This is a genomic window from Lysobacter oculi (genome assembly GCF_003293695.1).
Classification (GTDB): Bacteria; Pseudomonadota; Gammaproteobacteria; order Xanthomonadales; family Xanthomonadaceae; genus Solilutibacter; species Solilutibacter oculi.
Genome location: NZ_CP029556.1, coordinates 1,973,954 through 1,992,563 on the forward strand (window position 1 = coordinate 1,973,954; position 18,610 = coordinate 1,992,563).

General features: G+C 68.7%; 21 protein-coding genes and 2 pseudogenes. 5 read left to right on the forward strand and 18 right to left on the reverse strand.

Going from position 1 to position 18,610, the window contains the following annotated elements; genetic code table 11:
* Positions 1-52: 52 nt before the first annotated feature.
* The gene (gene aceA, locus DCD74_RS09540; RefSeq protein ID WP_112927102.1) at positions 53-1,348 is read right to left on the reverse strand and encodes an isocitrate lyase; all 1,296 of its coding nucleotides are present in this window, start codon (positions 1,346-1,348) and stop codon (positions 53-55) included.
* A 55-nt stretch (positions 1,349-1,403) separates the two neighbouring features.
* A complete protein-coding gene (gene aceB / locus DCD74_RS09545; RefSeq protein WP_112927103.1) occupies positions 1,404-3,065 on the reverse strand; it encodes a malate synthase A in 1,662 nt (553 codons plus the stop codon).
* Positions 3,066-3,151: 86 nt separating this feature from the next.
* Here aceB and DCD74_RS09550 point away from each other — a divergent pair, with 86 nt between their 5' ends.
* The gene (locus DCD74_RS09550; RefSeq protein WP_112927104.1) at positions 3,152-4,117 is read left to right on the forward strand and encodes a LysR family transcriptional regulator; all 966 of its coding nucleotides are present in this window, start codon (positions 3,152-3,154) and stop codon (positions 4,115-4,117) included.
* Positions 4,118-4,124: 7 nt separating this feature from the next.
* On the opposite strand, the gene DCD74_RS09555 is transcribed toward DCD74_RS09550, so the two are convergent.
* From DCD74_RS09555 to DCD74_RS09575, 5 genes are all read right to left on the reverse strand, one after another.
* Positions 4,125-4,484: a DUF1428 domain-containing protein gene (locus DCD74_RS09555; protein ID WP_112927105.1), complete on the reverse strand. Its 360-nt coding sequence runs from the start codon at positions 4,482-4,484 to the stop codon at positions 4,125-4,127.
* 61 nt (positions 4,485-4,545) lie between these two features.
* Positions 4,546-4,962: a VOC family protein gene (locus DCD74_RS09560; RefSeq protein WP_112927106.1), complete on the reverse strand. Its 417-nt coding sequence runs from the start codon at positions 4,960-4,962 to the stop codon at positions 4,546-4,548.
* A 33-nt stretch (positions 4,963-4,995) separates the two neighbouring features.
* Complete coding sequence (locus tag DCD74_RS09565) at positions 4,996-5,415, reverse strand: VOC family protein (RefSeq protein WP_112927107.1); 420 nt, start codon at positions 5,413-5,415, stop codon at positions 4,996-4,998.
* A gap of 2 nt (positions 5,416-5,417) precedes the next feature.
* Positions 5,418-5,840: an SRPBCC family protein gene (locus DCD74_RS09570; RefSeq protein WP_112927785.1), complete on the reverse strand. Its 423-nt coding sequence runs from the start codon at positions 5,838-5,840 to the stop codon at positions 5,418-5,420.
* 32 nt (positions 5,841-5,872) lie between these two features.
* A complete protein-coding gene (locus DCD74_RS09575) occupies positions 5,873-6,277 on the reverse strand; it encodes a VOC family protein (protein WP_112927108.1) in 405 nt (134 codons plus the stop codon).
* 110 nt (positions 6,278-6,387) lie between these two features.
* On the opposite strand from DCD74_RS09575, the gene DCD74_RS09580 reads away from it, so the two are divergent.
* On the forward strand, positions 6,388-7,020 hold the full coding sequence (locus DCD74_RS09580) for a TetR/AcrR family transcriptional regulator (RefSeq protein ID WP_112927109.1): 633 nt from the start codon (positions 6,388-6,390) through the stop codon (positions 7,018-7,020).
* A gap of 6 nt (positions 7,021-7,026) precedes the next feature.
* On the opposite strand, the gene DCD74_RS09585 is transcribed toward DCD74_RS09580, so the two are convergent.
* The gene (locus DCD74_RS09585) at positions 7,027-7,620 is read right to left on the reverse strand and encodes a lysophospholipid acyltransferase family protein (protein WP_112927786.1); all 594 of its coding nucleotides are present in this window, start codon (positions 7,618-7,620) and stop codon (positions 7,027-7,029) included.
* Positions 7,621-7,658: 38 nt separating this feature from the next.
* The gene (gene arfB / locus DCD74_RS09590) at positions 7,659-8,078 is read right to left on the reverse strand and encodes an alternative ribosome rescue aminoacyl-tRNA hydrolase ArfB (RefSeq protein ID WP_174887970.1); all 420 of its coding nucleotides are present in this window, start codon (positions 8,076-8,078) and stop codon (positions 7,659-7,661) included.
* An 85-nt stretch (positions 8,079-8,163) separates the two neighbouring features.
* Between arfB and DCD74_RS09595 the strand changes: the two genes are divergently transcribed.
* Entirely contained in the window at positions 8,164-8,667 is a 504-nt protein-coding gene (locus DCD74_RS09595) for a DUF2059 domain-containing protein (RefSeq protein WP_112927111.1), read from the forward strand.
* 21 nt (positions 8,668-8,688) lie between these two features.
* Here the strand turns inward: DCD74_RS09595 and DCD74_RS09600 are convergent, their stop codons facing one another.
* The 6 genes and pseudogenes from DCD74_RS09600 to oleD form a co-directional block, all read right to left on the reverse strand.
* Positions 8,689-9,411, reverse strand: a complete 723-nt coding sequence (locus DCD74_RS09600; protein WP_237049583.1) for a pseudouridine synthase — start codon at positions 9,409-9,411, stop codon at positions 8,689-8,691.
* On the reverse strand, positions 9,408-9,680 hold the full coding sequence (locus DCD74_RS13065) for a diguanylate cyclase domain-containing protein (protein WP_250645344.1): 273 nt from the start codon (positions 9,678-9,680) through the stop codon (positions 9,408-9,410). Before DCD74_RS13065 ends, DCD74_RS09600 begins: the two co-directional genes overlap by 4 nt.
* On the reverse strand, positions 9,581-10,372 hold the full coding sequence (locus DCD74_RS09605) for a GGDEF domain-containing protein (RefSeq protein WP_250645345.1): 792 nt from the start codon (positions 10,370-10,372) through the stop codon (positions 9,581-9,583). Before DCD74_RS09605 ends, DCD74_RS13065 begins: the two co-directional genes overlap by 100 nt.
* An 18-nt stretch (positions 10,373-10,390) precedes the next feature.
* Positions 10,391-12,052 carry a ubiquinone biosynthesis regulatory protein kinase UbiB gene (ubiB, locus tag DCD74_RS09610; protein WP_112927112.1) on the reverse strand — a complete coding sequence of 554 codons (1,662 nt, stop codon included), beginning with the start codon at positions 12,050-12,052 and terminating at the stop codon, positions 10,391-10,393.
* Between the two features lie 10 nt (positions 12,053-12,062).
* Entirely contained in the window at positions 12,063-12,692 is a 630-nt protein-coding gene (locus DCD74_RS09615) for a ubiquinone biosynthesis accessory factor UbiJ (RefSeq protein WP_112927113.1), read from the reverse strand.
* A 9-nt stretch (positions 12,693-12,701) separates the two neighbouring features.
* Positions 12,702-13,700, reverse strand: a pseudogene (gene oleD, locus DCD74_RS09620) (2-alkyl-3-oxoalkanoate reductase).
* Positions 13,701-13,865: 165 nt separating this feature from the next.
* Between oleD and DCD74_RS13210 the strand changes: the two are divergent.
* A pseudogene (locus DCD74_RS13210) lies at positions 13,866-14,033 on the forward strand (hypothetical protein); the annotation flags it as partial.
* A 175-nt stretch (positions 14,034-14,208) separates the two neighbouring features.
* Here DCD74_RS13210 and oleC read toward each other — a convergent pair.
* Positions 14,209-15,912 (reverse strand): olefin beta-lactone synthetase, encoded by a 1,704-nt coding sequence (oleC, locus tag DCD74_RS09630; RefSeq protein ID WP_112927114.1) that lies wholly within the window; start codon positions 15,910-15,912, stop codon positions 14,209-14,211.
* A gap of 52 nt (positions 15,913-15,964) precedes the next feature.
* Here oleC and DCD74_RS09635 point away from each other — a divergent pair, with 52 nt between their 5' ends.
* On the forward strand, positions 15,965-16,363 hold the full coding sequence (locus tag DCD74_RS09635; protein ID WP_112927115.1) for a YkgJ family cysteine cluster protein: 399 nt from the start codon (positions 15,965-15,967) through the stop codon (positions 16,361-16,363).
* A 9-nt stretch (positions 16,364-16,372) separates the two neighbouring features.
* Here DCD74_RS09635 and ubiM read toward each other — a convergent pair whose 3' ends face one another.
* Positions 16,373-17,611, reverse strand: coding sequence for a 5-demethoxyubiquinol-8 5-hydroxylase UbiM (ubiM, locus tag DCD74_RS09640; protein WP_112927116.1), 1,239 nt, complete (start codon positions 17,609-17,611; stop codon positions 16,373-16,375).
* A gap of 64 nt (positions 17,612-17,675) precedes the next feature.
* Complete coding sequence (locus DCD74_RS09645) at positions 17,676-18,596, reverse strand: alpha/beta fold hydrolase (RefSeq protein ID WP_112927117.1); 921 nt, start codon at positions 18,594-18,596, stop codon at positions 17,676-17,678.
* Between the last annotated feature and the right edge of the window lie 14 nt (positions 18,597-18,610).

Below are 18,610 nucleotides of genomic sequence, written 5' to 3' on the forward strand. Positions count from 1 at the left end.
GACCAAAAACGCGGCCGGAGCCGCGTTTTTAGATTCATGAACGCCCTGCTGTTCAGGCGGCGGCGCGTTCGCCGTGGAATTGCTCCTCTTCCGTGCTGCCCTTCAGCGCCACCGTGGACGACTGCGCGCCCTGGATGGTCTGGGTGACCGCATCGAAATAACCGGTGCCGACCTCGCGCTGGTGCTTGACGGCGGTGAAGCCCTTGTCGGCGGCGGCGAATTCCTGCTCCTGCAGCTCGACGAAGGCGCTCATCTGGCGGCGGGCATAGCCATGGGCCAGGTTGAACATGCCGTAGTTGAGCGCGTGGAAGCCGGCCAGGGTGATGAACTGGAACTTGTAGCCCATCGCGCCGAGTTCCTTCTGGAACTTGGCGATGGTGGCGTCGTCCAGGTTCTTCTTCCAGTTGAAGGACGGCGAGCAGTTGTAGGCCAGCAGCTTGCCCGGGTACTTGGCGTGGATGGCTTCGGCGAACTTGCGGGCGAACTCCAGGTCCGGCTTGCCGGTCTCGCACCAGACCAGGTCGGCGTAGGGCGCATAGGCGAGGCCGCGCGAGATCGCCTGGTCCAGGCCGTTGTTCGTCTTGTAGAAGCCTTCGACGGTGCGCTCGCCGGTGCAGAACGGCTGGTCGTTCGGGTCGACGTCGCTGGTCAGCAGGTCGGCGGCCTCGGCATCGGTGCGGGCGACGATCAGCGTCGGCACGCCCATCACGTCGGCGGCCAAGCGCGCGGCGGTGAGCTTCTCGATGGCTTCGCGGGTAGGCACCAGCACCTTGCCGCCCATGTGGCCGCACTTCTTGACCGAGGCCAGCTGGTCCTCGAAATGCACGCCGGCGGCACCGGCTTCGATCATCGCCTTCATCAGCTCGAAGGCATTGAGCACGCCACCGAAACCGGCTTCCGCATCGGCCACGATCGGCTGCAGGAAATCGATCTCGTCATTACCCTCGGCGTGGTGCAGCTGGTCGGCGCGCAGCAGGGTGTTGTTGATGCGCTTGACCACCTGCGGCACCGAGTTGGCCGGGTACAGCGACTGGTCCGGATACATCTCGCCGGCCAGGTTGGCGTCGGCGGCGACCTGCCAGCCGCTCAGGTAGATCGCCTTCAGCCCGGCCTTGACCTGCTGCATGGCCTGGTTGCCGGTCAGCGCACCGAGCGCGTTGACGAAATCACTGGTGTTGAGCGACTTCCACAGCTTCTCGGCACCGAGCCGCGCCAGCGAGTGTTCGATCTGCACGGTGCCGCGCAGGCGGACCACGTCCTCGGCGCTGTAGGCGCGGGTGACGCCGGCCCAGCGCGGGTTGTTGTCCCAGTCCAGCTTGAGTTGTTCGGCGGTGGCGAGCTTGTTCATGGCGATGTCCTTGGTGGATGCGATGGGGCGATGCGGGGTGGATGTGGCGGCGGAATCAGTCGATGCGCTCGTAGGCCGGCAGGGTCAGGAACTCGGCCAGCGTGTCGGCGTGGGTGAGCTCGACCAGCAGGGCGATGGCCTCGTTGATGCGGGCCTTGCCGGGGATCTCGCCTTCGCTGGCGAGGCGCGAAGGCAGGCCGATCAGCGCACGGTCGAGCAGCGCGAAATCCATCGCGGTGCCGTCATCGAGATGCAGCGGCTGGCGGCCCGGCTTGACCGGGTCGGCATCGAAGTGGAGCCACTGCCAGAGCTGGGCGCGGGCGATTTCGGCGGTGGCCGCGTCTTCCATCAGCCAGTGGATCGGCACGCAGCCGTTGCCGTCGAGCCAGGCGGCGAGATAGCGCACGCAGACTTCGACATTGCCTTCGAAACCGGCGCGGGTGATGGTGCCGAGGCTCGGCTTGAGCAGGTCGGCGGCGGCGACATCCACGTCCTCGCGCAGCACGGTGTGCTGGTTCGCGGCGGGCATGCCTTCGTCGAAGACTTCGCGGGCGATCGGGATCAGCGCCGGGTGCGCGACCCAGGTGCCGTCGTGGCCAGCGCCGACTTCGCGCAGCTTGTCAGCATGCACGCGGGCCAGCGCCCGGGTGTTGGCCTCGGCATCCACCGAGATCGGGATCTGCGCCGCCATCCCGCCCATCGCGTGGGCGCCGCGGCGGTGGCAGGTCTTCACCAGCAGCTCGGAATAGGCCTTGAGGAAGGGCTGGGTCATGGTGACCTGGCCGCGCTCGGGCAGCACGCGGTCGCGGTGCGCGCGCAGGGTCTTGATGTAGCTGAAGATGTAATCCCAGCGGCCGCAGTTCAGGCCGACGATGCGGTCCTTGAGCGCGTGCAGGATCTCGTCCATTTCGAAGGCGGCGGGCAGCGTCTCGATCAGCACCGTGACCTTCATCTGGCCGTGCGGCAGGCCGAGCGCGGTTTCGATGTGGCCGAGCACGGCGTTCCAGAGCGCGGCTTCCTCCATCGACTGCAGCTTGGGCAGGTAGAAGTACGGGCCGCGGTCCTTCGCCGCCAACGCCTGCGCGTTGTGGAAGGCGAACAGGCCGAGGTCGAACAGCGACGCCGAGACACGCTCGCCATCCACCAGCACATGCTTCTCGTCGAGGTGCCAGCCGCGCGGACGGACGATCAGCACGGCGCGTTCGGCTTCCGGCTTCAGCGCGTACTGCTTGCCGTTGGGGGCGGTGAACGCCAGCGTGCCGGCGACGGCCTCGCGCAGGGCGAGCTGGCCTTCGATCAGGTTGGCCCAGGTCGGGCTGGTGCTGTCCTCGAAATCGGCCATGTAGCACTGCGCGCCGGAATTGAGCGCGTTGATGACCATCTTGGGATCGACCGGGCCGGTGATCTCGACGCGGCGGTCGGCGAGCGCGGCGGGGATCGGCGCGACGCGCCAGTCGGCGTCGCGGAGCGCCGCGGTGTCGGTGCGGAAGGCCGGCAGCTCGCCGGCATCGAAACGCGCCTGGCGGGCGACGCGGGCGGCCAGCCGGGACTGGCGCTCGCCCTCGAAGCGGCGATGCAGTTCGAGCAGGAAGGCCTGCGCATCGGCGGTCAGGACGCTGCCCTGGCCCTCGGCATGGCCGTGGATCTGCAGCTCGGATTGCGGTTTGAGAACGGCTGACACGGGGGCGGCTCCACGAAATGCTGTGGCGCACAACATCCGTCGCCGAATGGCTATTTACAAAACAGACTTGTCAATGTTTTACATTTGCTTTTCAAATATGTGGAAATCAAGCGCTTCGGCCCATGACGCAATCCACTGAATTTCCTCGCTTTTCCTACAAAGGCAGCCGGCTCAAACCGCTCCGGGCGTTCTGCCAGGTGGCGCGTCTGGGGTCGATTTCCCGCGCGGCGGAGGCGCTTTTCCTCAGCCAGCCGGCGGTGAGCCTGCAGATCCAGGCGCTGGAACGCGACATCGGCACCCGGCTGTTCGACCGCAGCGGCCGCCGGCTGACCCTGACCCGCGAGGGGGACATCCTCTACGAGATGGCGCGCCCGCTGGTGGAGGGGCTGGACGGGCTGGACGGCGCTTTCCGCGAGCGGCTGGCCGGGCTGGATGCCGGCGAGCTGCACGTGGCGGCGGGCTCATCGACCATCCTCTACCTGCTGCCGAAGATCGTGGCCGCCTTCCGCGCCGCGCACCCGGAGATCCGCCTCAGCCTGCACAACGTGACCGGCGCCGGCGGGCTGGAACTGCTGCGCTCGGACAAGGTGGACCTGGCGTTCGGCTCGATGCTCGATATCCCCGCCGACCTCGACTACGCGCCGGTCCACGAGTTCGAGCCGATGCTGATCATGCCGCTGGACCACCCGCTGGCCGGCCGCCGCGACATCACCCTGGCCGACCTGTCGCCGTACGGGCTGATCCTGCCGCCGCAACGCCTCACCACTTACCGGCTGGTGGACCTGGTGTTCCAGCGCGCGCGGGTGCCGTACACGGTGGCGCTGGAAGTCGGCGGCTGGGAGGTGATCAAGCAGTACGTGGCGATGGGGCAAGGCATCAGCATCGTCACCGCGTTCTGCCTGACCGAGGCCGACCACCAGCGGCTGGCGACGCACTCGCTGGCGCGGTATTTCCCGGCGCGCAGTTATGGCGTGGTGAAGCGGCGCGGCAAGTTCCTGTCGGCGCAGGCGCGCGCGTTCGTCGATCTGATCCAGCCCAACCTGCTCGCGCCACGCGGCTACGACCAGACCGGGCATTCGGAACGCTAGGCGGCGGTCATTCCTGGACGATCGGCTTGAAGCCGCCCCAGAACATGCGCTGCATGCCCATGATCTCCTTCATGTCGTCCTCGACGGCCTGCAGGCGCGGGTCTTCCATCACCTTGGCGTTGCAGGCGTCGCGCACTTCGCGCGAGGGATAGGTGATCCACGAGAACACCACCACCTCGTCGTCCTCCAGCTGCACGGCCTGCGGGAACGAGGTGAGCTTGCCCGGCTGCACGTCATCGGCCACGCATTCCACGTAGTCCAGCGCGCCGTGATCCTTCCACACCGCGCTGCACTTCTGCGACACCGCCCGATAGTCCTCGACTCTGTCCTTGCGGACCGGGACGACGAATCCATCCACATAGTTCATGGCGTTTCTCCTCGGGGGTCAGGATGCGCACGCGGCGCGGGGTCCGGGCCGGTGGCGCGCGTCATTCCGGCGCGCGCATCTCGCAGTTCACCATCCACGAGACACCGAAGCGGTCGATGCACATGCCGAAGCGTTCGGCCCAGAACGTCTTGTCGAGCGGCATGGTGACCTGGCCGCCTTCGGAAATGCCGGCGAACAGGCGCTCGGCTTCCTCCACCGTCTTCGCGTTGACCGACAGCGAGAAGCCGCCGAACGGCGTGCCGTATTCCGGCGGGCAGTCGGCGCCCATCAGCAGCGCGCCATCGGCGAACTGCAATGTGGCGTGCATGATCTTGCTGCCGTCGCCACCCGGGGCCTGGTCGGCCATCGGCGAATCGGCCCAGGCGTGCGAGAACACGCACTTCGCGCCGAACACCTGCTGGTAAAGGTCGAAGGCAGCCTGGCAGTCGCCGTTGGGAAAGCTGAGATACGGGTTCATCGGATGTCCTGTCTGGTGGTTTGGGGCGGGTGTTCAATCCTGCGCCGGCGGGCCGGCCGGGTCCATCCAGAACGGACCCCAGCCGTGGCCATCGGGGTCGTTGAAGGCGCGCTGGTACATGAAGCCGTAATCCTCGGGGCCGTGCGGCTCATCGCTGCCCTGCGCCACCGCCGCCTCGACGATCGCATCCACCGCTTCTCGGCTGTCGAGCTGGATCGCCAGCAGGCATTGCACGCCGGCGCGCGGGTCGATGATCGGGCGGTCGGTGAAGGTGGTGAAGAACTCGCGCCGGAGCAGCATCGCCACCTGCCCTTCGCCCAATTTCACGGCGATGGCGTTGTCGTCGCTGAAGCGCGGGTCGATCTCGAAACCGAGCGCGCCGTAGAACGCACGCGTGCGGGCCAGGTCGGTGACCGGCAGGTTGATGTAGAGGCCTTGCGTGCGAGTGGCCATGCTCAGTGCTCCCGTTCCACGTGGCGCTTGAAGTTGTCGAGGATCGCCTGCCAGCCGTCCTGCTGCTGTTCGCGGCTGTGCGTGCCCTCGGGGTCGAAGGTCTCGCGCACCGTCACCGTGCCGTCGCCGTTGTCGATGAAGGCGATGGACACGCCGCGGCCATCGTCGAGTGCGTACTCCAGCCGTTCGTCCGGGATGATCCGGGTATAGCTGCCGCCGAAGTCGAAACCGAAGCTGCCGTCCTTCGCTTCCATCCGTGCGCTGAAGCGGCCGCCTTCGCGCAGGTCGATGTCGGAGGCGGTGGTGTGCCAGTCGTCGCTGGCGGCATTCCACCGCATGACGTCGGCGGGCGTGTTCCACGCCGACCAGACCCGTTCGATGGGCGCGGTGACGGTGCTTTCAACGGTGATCGGGCTGGCGTCCATGGCGGTGTCCTCTGCGTATGCCGATGCGCGGCTCATTTCATCGAATGCAGGCCGAAGGTATTGCCTTCGGTATCGACGGCGATGGCGCAGAAGCCATACGGGCCGATCGAGAATTTGTCCTTGGCGACCTGGCCACCGGCGCCCTGCACCCGGGCCGCCTCCACCGCGCAGTCCTCGCAGCCGAAATAGACCATCGTGCCGGCGGCGGACGCATCCACGCCGCCCGACGGGCAGCCTTCGGCCTTGACCAGCGCACCGCTCGCGCCGCCGTTCTCCATCTCGCTGGGGAAGGACATCATGTGCAGGCCACCGGCCTCGCCTTCGGGCGCGGCCAGCGTGTCCAGCTTCAGGGCCAGCACGGTCTCGTAGAACTTCTGCGCGCGCGCCATCTCCTGCACGTAGATTTCGAACCACACCACCGGGTTGAACTTCTGCATGTCGTGCTCCTGTCGTAGGCGTCGTGGGGGATGTTGTCGGCTGCGGCGTTAACTCGATGTTAATACCGTAAACATCACCCTAGCGCCCCGATGTTACAGTTGTCAACATCATGAGGACCGCCCCCGGCAAGAAGCCCCGCATCCCCAAGCCGCAGGGCTACCACCACGGCGACCTGCGCCGCGCACTGCTGATCGCCGCCCGGCAGATGGTCGAGGAAGGCGGCAGCCAGGCACTTACCCTGCGCGGCGCGGCACAACGCGCGGGCGTCAGTTCGGCCGCGCCGTACCGCCACTTCGCCGACCGCGAATCGCTGCTGGCCGCGACGATGACCGAAGGCTTCAACGAACTCGCCGCCGCCACCGATGCCGCACGCACCACCGCGCCGGATCCCGTGCAGGCCTATCTCGCGGTCGGGCGTGCCTATCTCGGTTTCGCCGCCGCGCATCCGCTGCTCTACCGGCTGATGTTCGGGGTGGAATGCAACAAGCCGGAATACCCGGAACTGCTCGCCGCCGGCGAGCGCGCGTTCGGCGTGGTGCTGCAGGCCGCGCGCGACTGCGCGGAGGCCGGGCTGATCGGCACGCGCGCGCCGGAACAGGTGGCGCTGGCCGGCTGGAGCATGGTCCACGGCCTGGCCAGCCTGCATGTGGACGGCGTGCTCGGGCTGGTGCTGCCGATGCCGCTGCCCGACGCCGCCGAGGCGCTGTTCCAGGTGTTGGTCGAGGGCGTCAGGCCGCGCTGAGCGGGATCACTGGGTGCCGCGGTTGCGGCCCTGCCACGGCGCGTACCACGCGCGGATGCGCGCCATGTCGGCCTCGATGTCGCCGCTGGTGCGGATGGTCGGGCCGATGCCGATGATCTTCTCGGGGTAATGGAAGTATTCGAGGATGATCGGGATGTCGGCCTCGTGCGCGATCTTCCAGAAGCCGGTCTTCCACTTCTCCACGCGCTTGCGCGTACCTTCCGGCGCCACGCCCAGCCAGAAGCTGTCGGCTTCGCGGATGCGCTCGACGGTCTGGCCGACGAAGCCGCCCGGCGCGCTGCGGTCGATCGGGATCACCCCCAGCCGGCGCAGCAGCGTGCCCATCGGGCCCCGCATCAATTCCTTCTTGGCGATGATGCGGATGTCGAGCCCCAGCGCCATCTTCGCGGCAAAGCCCCAGATGCCGTCCCAGTTGCTCGAATGCGGCGCGCCGATCAGCACCGCCTTCGGCACGTCCGGAAAAGCGCCGACCATCCGCCAGCCGGCCAGCGTCAGGATCGTCCGGCCGATCCAGCGGGTGAAGCGGTTCGGCGTGACCCGCGGCGCGGCCGGCGGCAGGATCAGCACCGGGCCGTCCATCGGCGCGGTCGGCGGATGCACCCATTCTTCGTTCGTCGTCATTCCCAATCCCGTCCACTACGCCCGCGCTTGATCGCGCCACGCTGGGTCTTGCCGTCCAGCCGGCGCAGCTTCGACGCCCGCGTCGGGCGCGTCGCCACCCGCGGCTTCGGCGCATGCAGTCCATGTTCGATGAAAGCCACCAGCCGCTCGCGCGCATCCTGCCGGTTGCGGTCCTGGGTGCGGAAACGCTGCGCCTGGATGACGATGACGCCCTCGGCGGTCACCCGGCGGTCGCGCCGCGCCAGCAGCCGTTCGCGCACCGGCTCCGGCAGGGCCGGCGACGACGCGACATCGAAACGCAGCTCCACCGCCGTCGCCACCTTGTTGACGTTCTGGCCGCCCGCGCCGGATGCGCGCACAAAGCGCTCCGCCAGTTCGTCCTCGTCGATGTCGATCCCCGGTGCGACATGCAGCATGGGCGGCACTTTAGCAGCCATTCGCTGCCGCATCGTGGCCGCGGCAGGCTAAGCTTCGGCCTCCCCGTCACGGCATGGAGCCGCCATGAAACGCCTGTTCGCCCCGCTCGCCCTCGCCCTCACGCTGGCCGCCGCGCCCGCCTTCGCCGCCCCGCCCAGCGCCGCCCAGGTCGAACGCCTGCTGCAGGTGATGGACGCGCAGAAGATGGCCGACCAGATGATCCCGGCGATGATGCAGCAATCACGCGCCATGCTCGCCCAATCGCTGCCGGCGGACACCACGCCCGCCGATCGCGCCCGCGCCGAGCGCCTCGTCGCCAGCCAGGAGGCCAGCCTCCGCGAGATGCTGGCGTGGAAGAACCTGCAGCCGATCTACCTGCGCGTCTATACCGACACCCTCAGCGCCGAGGAAGTCACGGCGATGACCCGCTTCTACGAAAGCCCGGAAGGCCGCAGCGTGATGCAGAAGCTGCCGCAGATCATGCAGCGCTCGATGGTGGAGATGCAGCCGCTGGTCCAGCAGTCGATGCAGAAGATGATGCAGACGCTGGAAGCCGAGATGGCCAAGGACGCGCCCGCGTCCAAGTAAGCGCTGGAGGCCGGCGCCGGCTCAGTCCCGCGCCGGCCCGAACAGGTCGAGCGCGCGGGCGAACTCGCCCTCGACCGGCGCTTCCACGCGCATCGCCACACCCGTATGCGGATGCGCGAAGACCAGCGCCTCGGCGTGCAGCAACATGCGATGGATGCCGGCCATCCGCCAGGCGCGGTTGTGCCGGCCATCGCCATGGCTGGTATCGCCGATCAGATGATGGAAGGCGTGCTTGAGATGCCGGCGGATCTGCCGGAAACGCCCGGTCCGCGGCGAGGCACGCAGCAGCGCATAGCGCGAAGTCGGGAAATCCTGCGACGGCCACGGCAGCTCGCAGGTCCGCAGCAGCTCGAAGTCGGTGACCGCGTCCTTCTTCTTCGGCTTGCCCGGCCCGCCATCCAGCGGGTGGTCGATGCTGAAGTGTGGCTCCGCCGGCCAGCCGCGACAGACGGCCAGATAGTCCTTCCGCACCTCGCCTGCCATCCAGGCCTTGCCGAGCACCGAAGCGGTCTCGCGGTCGAAGGCCAGCAGCAGGCAGCCGCTGGTCGCGCGGTCCAGCCGATGGACCAAGAACACCGGCCGGCCGAACTGTCCGCGCAGGCGGTCGGCGGCGAAATCGGTCTCGCCGCGCGCCAGCGCGCTGTCGTGGACCATCAGCCCGGCGGGCTTGTCGACGACGGCGAAGGCGTCATCGAGATGGAGGACGCGCAGCGCCTGCGGTGCCGCCTCGTCCTCCCCGCTCAAGCCACCACCACGCCCCGCCCGCTGGCCTTGGCGTTGTACAGGCGGCCATCCACGCGGGCGACGAAGTCGTGCATGGTGCCGATGTCGTCCGTCAGCCGGGTGACCACGCCGAAGCTCATGCTGACGACCGGGCCATCCGGGTTGCTGGCGTGCGCGATGCCGGCTTCGTTCAACAGGCGGCGGCAGCGTTCGGCCACCGCCATCGCCTCGTGGCGCGCGGTATTGGGCAGCAGCAGCGCGAATTCCTCGCCGCCGTAACGCGCGACCACGTCGGTCGGCGCGTCGCCACGTGCTTCAGCACGCCGGCCACGGATTTCAGGCAGTCGTCGCCTTCCAGATGGCCGTAATGGTCGTTGTAGGCCTTGAAGTGGTCGATGTCGCAGAGGACCAGCGACAACGGCTGGCCGCTGGACCCGGCGCGCGCCCATTCCTCGGCCAGCGCCTCGTCGAAGCGGCGGCGGTTGGCCAGGCCGGTCAGGCCGTCCTGGTAGCTCAGCGCCATCAGCTCGTGCTGCAGCTCCTCGATGCGCTGCTCGCTGGCCTTGCGTTCGCTGATGTCGAACATGAACCCGACCAGCGAGGTCACTTCGCCCGCGTCATCGCGGATCACGTGGACCACGTCGCGGATCCACACGTAGCGGCCATCGGCGGTGAGCGCGCGGTAGTCGGCCTCGTGGTCGATGCCGCCGGCGGACTGCGCCATGCAGTAATCGACCACCCACTGGCGGTCGTCGGGGTGCATGCGCTCGGCCCAGTCGCTGGCCAGTTTCCAGCTGCCCGCCGGCCAGCCCAGCAGCGGCTCGATCTGCGGGCCGATGTAGCTGAAGCTCGCGGTTTTCCAGTCGATCTGCCACGGAATGGCGCGGGTGGATTCCAGCAGGGTGCGATACACCCGGCTGTCGACATCGATCCCTTCGTTGCGTACTGCTGCGTCCACTTCAAGCCCCCTGTTGGCCGTCATGTGAGATGTGTGATGTTGTCAGCGCCCGCGCCGTCGCGGCCAGGCCGCGATCAACGCCCAGATGCCGCCCAGCCCGGCGATCCACGTGGACACCGGAATGCCCGCGAAACGCGGCCCGCCCGCCTCGAGCCCGTACAGCACGCTGGCGACGATCAGCAGGCCCACGCCCAGCACCGCGGAGATCATCCGCTTCTGCATGATGTGCAGGTCCTTGGACAGCACGCGCAGGTCGTGCGATTCCATCTGCAGGTTGTGGCGGCCTTCCACCTGCTGCTTGAGCCAGGCGTGTGCCAGGCCGGGCATGTCCGGCGCGTGCGTCACCAGCTCCGGCAGGCGCTTGCCGAATTCGCCGAGCAGGCGGCGCGGGCTGTAGCGCTCGACCAGGATCGTTTCCAGCACCGGCTTGGCGACCGCCCAGATGTCGAGCTTCGGGTCCAGCAGGCGGCCGACGCCCTCGATGTTGAGCAACGTCTTCTGCAGCAGGATGAGCTGCGGCTGCAGGGTCAGCTGGTAGCGCTGCGCCATGCGGAACAGCTTGGCCAGCACTTCGGCCAGCGAGATCTCCGACAGCGGCCGGGTGAAGTACGGCTCGCAGATCGCGCGCGCAGCGGCTTCCAGCTCGTCGATGCGCACGGTGGCCGGCATCCAGCCCGCCTCGACATGCAGTTCGGCGATGCGGCGGTAATCGCGGTTGAAGATCGCCATGAAGTTCTCGGCGAGGTAGTACTGATCCTCGCGCGAGAGCTGGCCCATGATCCCGAAATCCAGCGCGATGAAGCGCGGGTTGTCGCGCCGCTCCGGGTCCACCCAGATGTTGCCGGCGTGCGCATCGGCATGGAAGAAGTTGTCGCGGAACACCTGCTGGTAGAACACGCGCACGCCCTTCTCGGCCAGCGCGCGGCGGTCGATGCCGGCGGCGTCCAGCGCGGCGATGTCATCGCTGGGAATGCCGTGCACACGCTCCATCGTCATCGCGCGCGGGCCGGTATGGGTCCAGATCACTTCCGGCACGTACAGGTCGGCGGTGCCCAGCCAGTTGCGGCGCAGCACGCTGGCGTTGCCGGCCTCGCGCTGCAGGTCCAGTTCGGCGGCGAGCGTGGATTCGACTTCGGCCACCACTTCGCGCGGACGGATCTTGTCGGCATTGGGATGGGTGCGTTCGACGATGCCGGCGATGTCGCCGAGCAGCGCGATGTCGCCGGCGATCTGCCTGTCGATACCGGGCCGCAGCACCTTGACCACCACCTCGCGGCCGTCGTGCAGCACCGCCGGGTGCACCTGGGCGATGGAAGCCGAGGCCAGCGGCGTGGTGTCGAAGGCGGCGAAGGCTTCGTCGATCGGCTTGCCGAGCGTCTCCTCGACGATGGCGCGCGCGGCCTGGCCGTCGAACGGCTTCACCCGGTCCTGCAGCAGCGCGAGTTCGTCGGCGATGTCGGCCGGCACCAGGTCGCGGCGGGTCGAGAGGATCTGCCCGAACTTGACGAAGATCGGCCCGAGTTCCTGCAGCGCCAGTCGCAGGCGCTGGCCGCGCGACATCGCCTGCACTTCGCGCGAAGCGCTCGGCACGAACGGGCGCGCAAGTTTCAGCCAGCGCTCGGCCGGGGTGTCATGGAGCAGCGAATCCAGCCGGTAGCGCAGCAGCACGCGGCCGATACGCCAGGCGCGGCGCACCGACTTCATCGCGCGCGCCTCATGCCGCGCCCCGCAGGCGCTGGATGCGCGCGGCGATGCGTTCGACGTCGTCGCGGACCGCATCGACATCGTCATGGAAGGCGTTGAGTTCCTCGCGGCCGAGCACGTCGCGCGATTCCTCGGTGAGGTAGTCGGCAGCGCTGCCGGCGAATTCCTTGCCGGCGTTCTTCGCGTTGCGCAGCGCGAAGCCGATGCCGTTGGCGATCTGCGTGCCCAGCACTTCGCCGAACACCGCGGTCAGCGGGCGCGCCCAGTCGGGGTCGAAGCGTTCGGCGAGGCGTTGCAGGCGGCGCGCGAGTTCGGCATCGCCCTCGATGCGCAACTGGCCGACCGGCGGCGCGTCATCGCGGCGGAACATCGGCAGCTGGCGCAGCAGGCCGCCGAGCGTGCTGCGCACGGAGAGATCGGCGCGGTCGGCATCGCCCACCGGCCCGACCTTCAACGCTTCGCCATCGACCGTCACCCGCAGCGCCAGCGGCGGCGATTCCACCGTCAGGGCCACGCTGCGGCCATCGAGCGCACGCAGGTCGGCGCGCGCGTCCTCGTCCAGCGACAGGGCGCGGTTGAGGGCGGCTTCCAGCGCGCGGCCGGCCGGGACTTTCCAGTTGAACGGGAGCGATGCGGTCATCCCCGCATTCTAGCCGCGCGTGCCCCAGGCCTCGGCGACGCGCTGCATGCCTTCGGCCATCGACACCTTCGGCACGTAGCCGAAATCGCGCCGCGCCGGTTCCATGCTGTACCAGTGGGTGGTCGCCAGCTGCTCGGCCAGAAAGCGCGTCATCGGCGGTTCGCCCTTCAGGCGCAGCAGCGGCCACAGGGTTTTCGGCCGCCGCGCCCGCCGCGTAGGCCAGCTTGAAGGGGATGTGGCGATGCACCTCCGGCGCACCGGCGGCGCGCAGCAGGGTGTTGACCATGCGTTCCATCGTCCACGGCTCGCCATTGCTGATGAAGTAGGCGCGGCCGGCGCACGCGCTGCCGATGGCGAGATGGTCGAAGGCATCGAAATGCGCCTGCGCGGCGTTGTCGACATAGGTGGTGTCGATGAGGTTCCGGCCGTCGCCCACCAGCGCCAGCCGGCCGGCGCGTGCGCGTTCCACCAGCCGCGGCAGCAGCTGGTTGTCGCCGGGGCCCCAGATCAGCCGCGGGCGCAGCGCGACAGTGGCGAGCGTGTCGTCGTTGGCCGCCAGCACGATCTTCTCCGCCACCTGCTTGGTCGCCGCATACGGCGCCTTCAGGTCTTCGCCATAGGGCACGTCGTCGGCGCTGCCGCCCTCGACCGGATGCGTGGCGCGGTGGGTCACGCTCGGCGTGGAGGTATGGACCAGCCGCGAAATGAAGTGCTCGCGGCAGGCGGCCAGCACGTTGCCGGTGCCCATCACGTTGGCGCGGTGGTAGTCCTCGTAATCGCCCCAGGCGCCGGCCTTCGCGGCGTTGTGGAAGATCGCCTCGCAGCCCTGCGCGGCGTCGATGACCGCAAGCCGGTCGGCCAGGTCGCCCTGCCTCTGCTCGACGCCCAGCGCGTCGAGTTCCGCATAGCGCCCGCGATTGAAACTGACCACGCGATGACCGCGCGCCAGCAGCCCTTCACACGCTTCTGGCCAAGAAACCCGCCGCCGCCGGTCACCAAGATCTTCATTCCGTCCTTCCGGGAAATTCATCGTGCCCGCGCATTCTCCGGCATCCACGCCGGCTCACGCATGCGCAACGCCGGCGCTGGCATGGTCGGCCTCCTCCGCAGCGGAGTTCCACGATGACGGATTCAAAGGAAATCATCGCGCTGGAAACAGCGTTCTGGCAGGCCATGGTGGAGGGCGATGCGGCAGCGGCCGCCGCCATGATCACCGACCACGCGGCCAACATCGCCATGTTCGGCATCGTCCATTTCAGCCCCGCGCAATACATCGAAATGGCGGAAAACGGCCCGGCGCGGACGCTGTCGTTCAAGTTCTCGGACGAAAAAGTGTTCTTCCCCACGCCCGATGTCGCGGTCATCACCCACACGGTCGAACAGTCGTTCTCGATCAACGGGCAAGCCGCAGGACATGACCTGCTACGACAGCACCGTGTGGGTGTGCGGCGATGCCGGCTGGCGTGCCGCCCTGCACACCGAAAGCCGCAAGGAATAGCTTCCCGGGTAACGCGGTTCAGGCGGCCGGCTGGCGCGCGGCCCAGGCCGCGAGTTTTTCGCGACCGATCTTGGCGTTGTGGCGGATGTCGACCGGAAACGCCTGCGGGTAACGCAGGAAACGCGCGACCTTGGCGGTATGCACGAAGCCGTCGGCGATGCGCCGCAGCTCGGCCTCGATGCGCGGCCATTCGCTGGCGGCGATGCCTTCGCGCAGTTCCACGCACAGCACCGGCGCCATACCGGCCGCGCGCGCGGCTTCGTGCAGGCGGCCGCTGCCGGCATCCAGCTCCAGCGTCCGCGCATCGGCAGCGCGCGGCACGCCGACCAGCGCGGTGCGGGCGACATCGGGATGGGTGTTGAACACCGGCTCGATCTGCTCGGTGCAGAGCGTGGTCTGCGCATCCACCCCCACGCGTTGCGACTTGCGGCCGCAGAACCACAGCCGGCCTTCGCCATCCACATAGCCCAGGTCACCCATGCGGTGGACGATGCGTTCACCGCCGTCGTGCCGCTCGCGGATCTTGGCCAGCGCGGTCTGCGCGTCGCGGTTGAAATAGCTGTCGGTGGCGCTGGGCCCGGCCACGGTGATCTCGCCGACGATGCCTTGCGGCACTTCGCGCACGCCGGACCAATCCGCGATGGCGTCATCGGTGATCGCGATGATGCGCACCGTATTGCCTTCGACCGGCCGCCCGACGCAGGTGCCGGCGCCGGCTTCGGTGCGTTCGCGCAGGGTCAGCAGTTCGCGGCCTTCGATCACCGCCACCGGCAGGCATTCGGTGGCGCCGTAGGGCGTCCACAGCTGCGCGCCTTCGGGCAGCAGGCTGAGCATTTTCGCCACCACGTCAGGCGGCACCGGCGCGCCGGCGCTGGTCGCGCGCATCACGCCCGGCAGCGGCTCGCCGTGCTCGGCCAGCACGCGTATCAACGCGGGCGAACCGAACAGCTGGGTCACGCCGAAGCGCCTGATCGCCGCATGCAGCTTGCGCGGGTCGGCCTGCGCCGGCCGCGTCGGATCCATGTCGGGGATGATCGACGTGAGGCCGAGCGCGGGGTCGAACAGCGCGAACGGCGGAAAGGTCGGCAGGTCCACGCCGCCGGGCTCGATGCCGAACGCGCGCCGCAGCATGTCGATCTGCGCGATGAAATGGCGATGCCGGTAGACCACGCCCTTCGGCACGCCGGTCGAGCCGCTGGTGAACAGGATCGCGGCGATGTCATCGCCATGGGTGTCACCGAAATCGCGCGGCGCCTTCGCGCCTTCGCGCTCGACCTCGGCCAGGGTGGCGTCGGCCAGCCAGGCGCGACGGCCGGTGGTGATGGCGATGCGCGCCGACTTCGCCCATCCCAATATCCTGCGGGCCAGCATCGCCAGCGGGATGCCGATGAAAGCCGCGGGCTGCGCTTCACCCAGGCATTGCCGCAGCGCGCGACGGTCGATGCCCGGGTCCACCAGCACCGGCACCGCGCCGAGCTTGAACAGCGCGAACATCAGCAGGAAGAACTCCGGCGTCGGCCGCACCATCACCACCGTGCGGCTGCCGCGCACGATGCCGCGCAGATGCAGGCCGGCGGCGATGGCGTCGCTGCGGGCATCCAGCTCGCCGCAGCTCAGGGCGATGTCGTAGCCGCCGCGTCCCGGGCAACGCATGGCGATGCGGTCGGGGGCTTCGCGGGCGCGTTCGCGCAGGCTGTCGGCGATGTTGGTGCGCGTCTGCATGCGGGCATTGTCGCAGCCCTTGCGCGCGACGGTCCTTCGGGGAAAATTGCGCATGACCGCCGCCCGCCCGACCCATCCCTGCCTGACCTGCGGCGCCTGCTGCGCGTACTTCCGCGTCAGCTTCCACTGGTCGGAGGCCGACCCGTCACTCGGCGGCCAGGTGCCCTTTGAACTGACCGAGCCGCTGCGCACGCATGAGCGGGTGATGCGCGGCACCTCGCAGGAACACCCGCGCTGCGTGGCGCTGGATGCGGAGATCGGGCGCTATTCGCGCTGCACCATCCACGACCGGCGGCCTTCGGTCTGCGCGCTGGTGCCGGCCAGTTACGAATTCGGCCAGCCGAGCCGGCAATGCGACATCTCGCGGCAGGCGCATGGCCTGCCCGCGCTCACGCCGGCCGACTGGACCGGCGTGGACGAGGCCGAGAAAAACCCGCTGCCGGACGCCTGAGCGCGCGCCTCAGCGCGGACGCAGCCGCATCGCCAGCTTGCGCACGCGTTCGAACGGCATGCCGTCGCCGGGCTGGGTCAGCCCATGCATCACCCCGCGCCGGAACGGACGCGCATGGCGACCGATGCCGAGCGCCAGCTTGCGCAGCGCACGGGCCGGCACGCGGTCGTCGGTGTAGAGCGCGGAGACCAGCCAGGTGGCGAGGTAGAGCGGGCGCGTCGCCGCGCGGTGTTCGATGTCGTAGCTGGCCAGCAGGCGCGGGCCCCAGATCGCCTCGCCCTTGGCCAGCGCGTCGAGGATGCGCGATGCCAGCGACTCCACCGACAGCAGCCCGAAGTTGAAGCCGTGCGCGGTCACCGGATGCATGCCGACCGCCGCATCACCGATGCAGGCGAAGCGGGTGGCGTGGAAGCGCTCCGGATACACGCCGACCAGCGGATAGGCGACCGCCGGGCCGATCCGCTTCATGTCGCCGAGGCGGTGGTCGAAGCGTTCGGTCATCGCGGCGTCGAAGGCGTCGGCATCCAGCGCCAGCAGGTCGTCGATCTCGCCGCGGGTCGCGGTCAGCACGGCGGAGGATGCGTTTGCGTCGTGCACCGGCAGCAGCGCCAGCGTCTGCCCGTAGCGGAACCATTCCCAGGCCACCGCGTCGTGCGGCACTTCATGGCGCATCCGCACCACCAGCATGGTCTTGCCGAAGTCGTGCAGGTCGGCGCGGATGCCCATCGCGCGGCGGCTCTCGGAGAAGCGGCTGTCGGCGGCCACCAGCAACTGCGCGTGCAGCACGCGGCCATCGGCCAGCCGCACTTCGGCGCCGGCATCATCCGCGCGCACGCCGACCACCTTGGCAGCGGCGATCACCTCGACATCGGCGCATTCGCGCACCGCATCCCAGGCCGCGCGACGGATCGCATGGTTCGACACCAGCCAGCCCAGCTGCGACTGGCCGCTTTCCGCATGCGAGAACAACAGGCCGGAAGCATCATCGCCATCGATCACCTGCGCGTCGCGCAGCGTGCCGATGTCGGTGTCGGCGATGCGCGCCCACAGTCCGTGCTCGCGCAGCCAGCGCTGCGAACGGTGGGTCAGCGCGATCTCGCGGCCATCGTCGGGCGGGTTGGCCAGCGCGTCTTCCGGCTGCTGCTCGACCAGCGCGATGCGCAGGCCACTGCCGGCCAGCGCGCGGGCGAAGCACAGCCCGGTGGGACCGGCGCCGATGACGACGATGTCGTACGGGGAAGAAGACATGCGCGCACTCCGTTCGGGGGAATGCGCGCCACGCTAGCGCGCGCGACCGGTGTGGCCGTTGATGTCAGTCAAGCGGATGCGCATCGAGGAAGGCGCGGATCGCCGGCACCAGCGCCTCGTGCCTGTCTTCCATCACGTAATGGCCGGCGTCGTCGAAGGCGTGCAGCTCGGCCTGCGGCAGGGCGCGGGTGAAGCCGGCCAGGAAATGCCGGTCGAAGACGAAATCCTTCAGCCCCCAGCCGATGAACACCGGCCGGTCGGCGTACGCGGGCAACTGCCGTTCCGCCGCCTGCAGCAGCGACCAGGCGCGGTCGTTCGCATCGAGCGGAATGTCCTGCATGAAGCGCAGGGTGGAAATCGCGTTGGCCCAGCCGTCGTAGACGCCGCTGTAGGCCTGCTTCACTTCGGGCGACAGGCGACGTTTCGTGCCGAATGCCGCCGCACCACGCGCGAACAGGTTGAAGCGGCGGATCAGCCAGCCGCCGACCCTGGAATGCCGGCCCGCGGCGATCCGCCACGGCATCGGCTTTGCCGCCGGCAGCGGGAACGAAGCCGTGTTGGTGATGACCAGCCGCTTGACCCGCGACGGATCCTTCAGCGCCCAGCCGAAGCCGATCATCCCGCCCCAGTCGTGCACGGCCAGCGTGACCGGCCCGGTGACGCCGAGATGCGCCAGCAGCGCGTCCAGGTCGTCGATGCGCGAGGCCAGCGTGTAGTCGTAGCGCGGCGATGCACCGGGCGCGTCGTCCGGCTTGTCGGACAGGCCCATGCCGACATGGTCCGGCACGATGCAGCGGTATTGCTTGTCGAAAGCGGGGTCCGTCAGCCCGTTGACCAGATGCCGCCAGTAGAAGCTCCACGACGGATTGCCGTGCAACATGACGACGACCTCGCCGTCGCGCGGTCCTTCGTCGAGATACGACATCTCGATGCCGGGACGGACTTCGAAGCGCGCCGGCTGGAACGGGTAATCGGGGAAACGCATGCGGGAATCAGGCG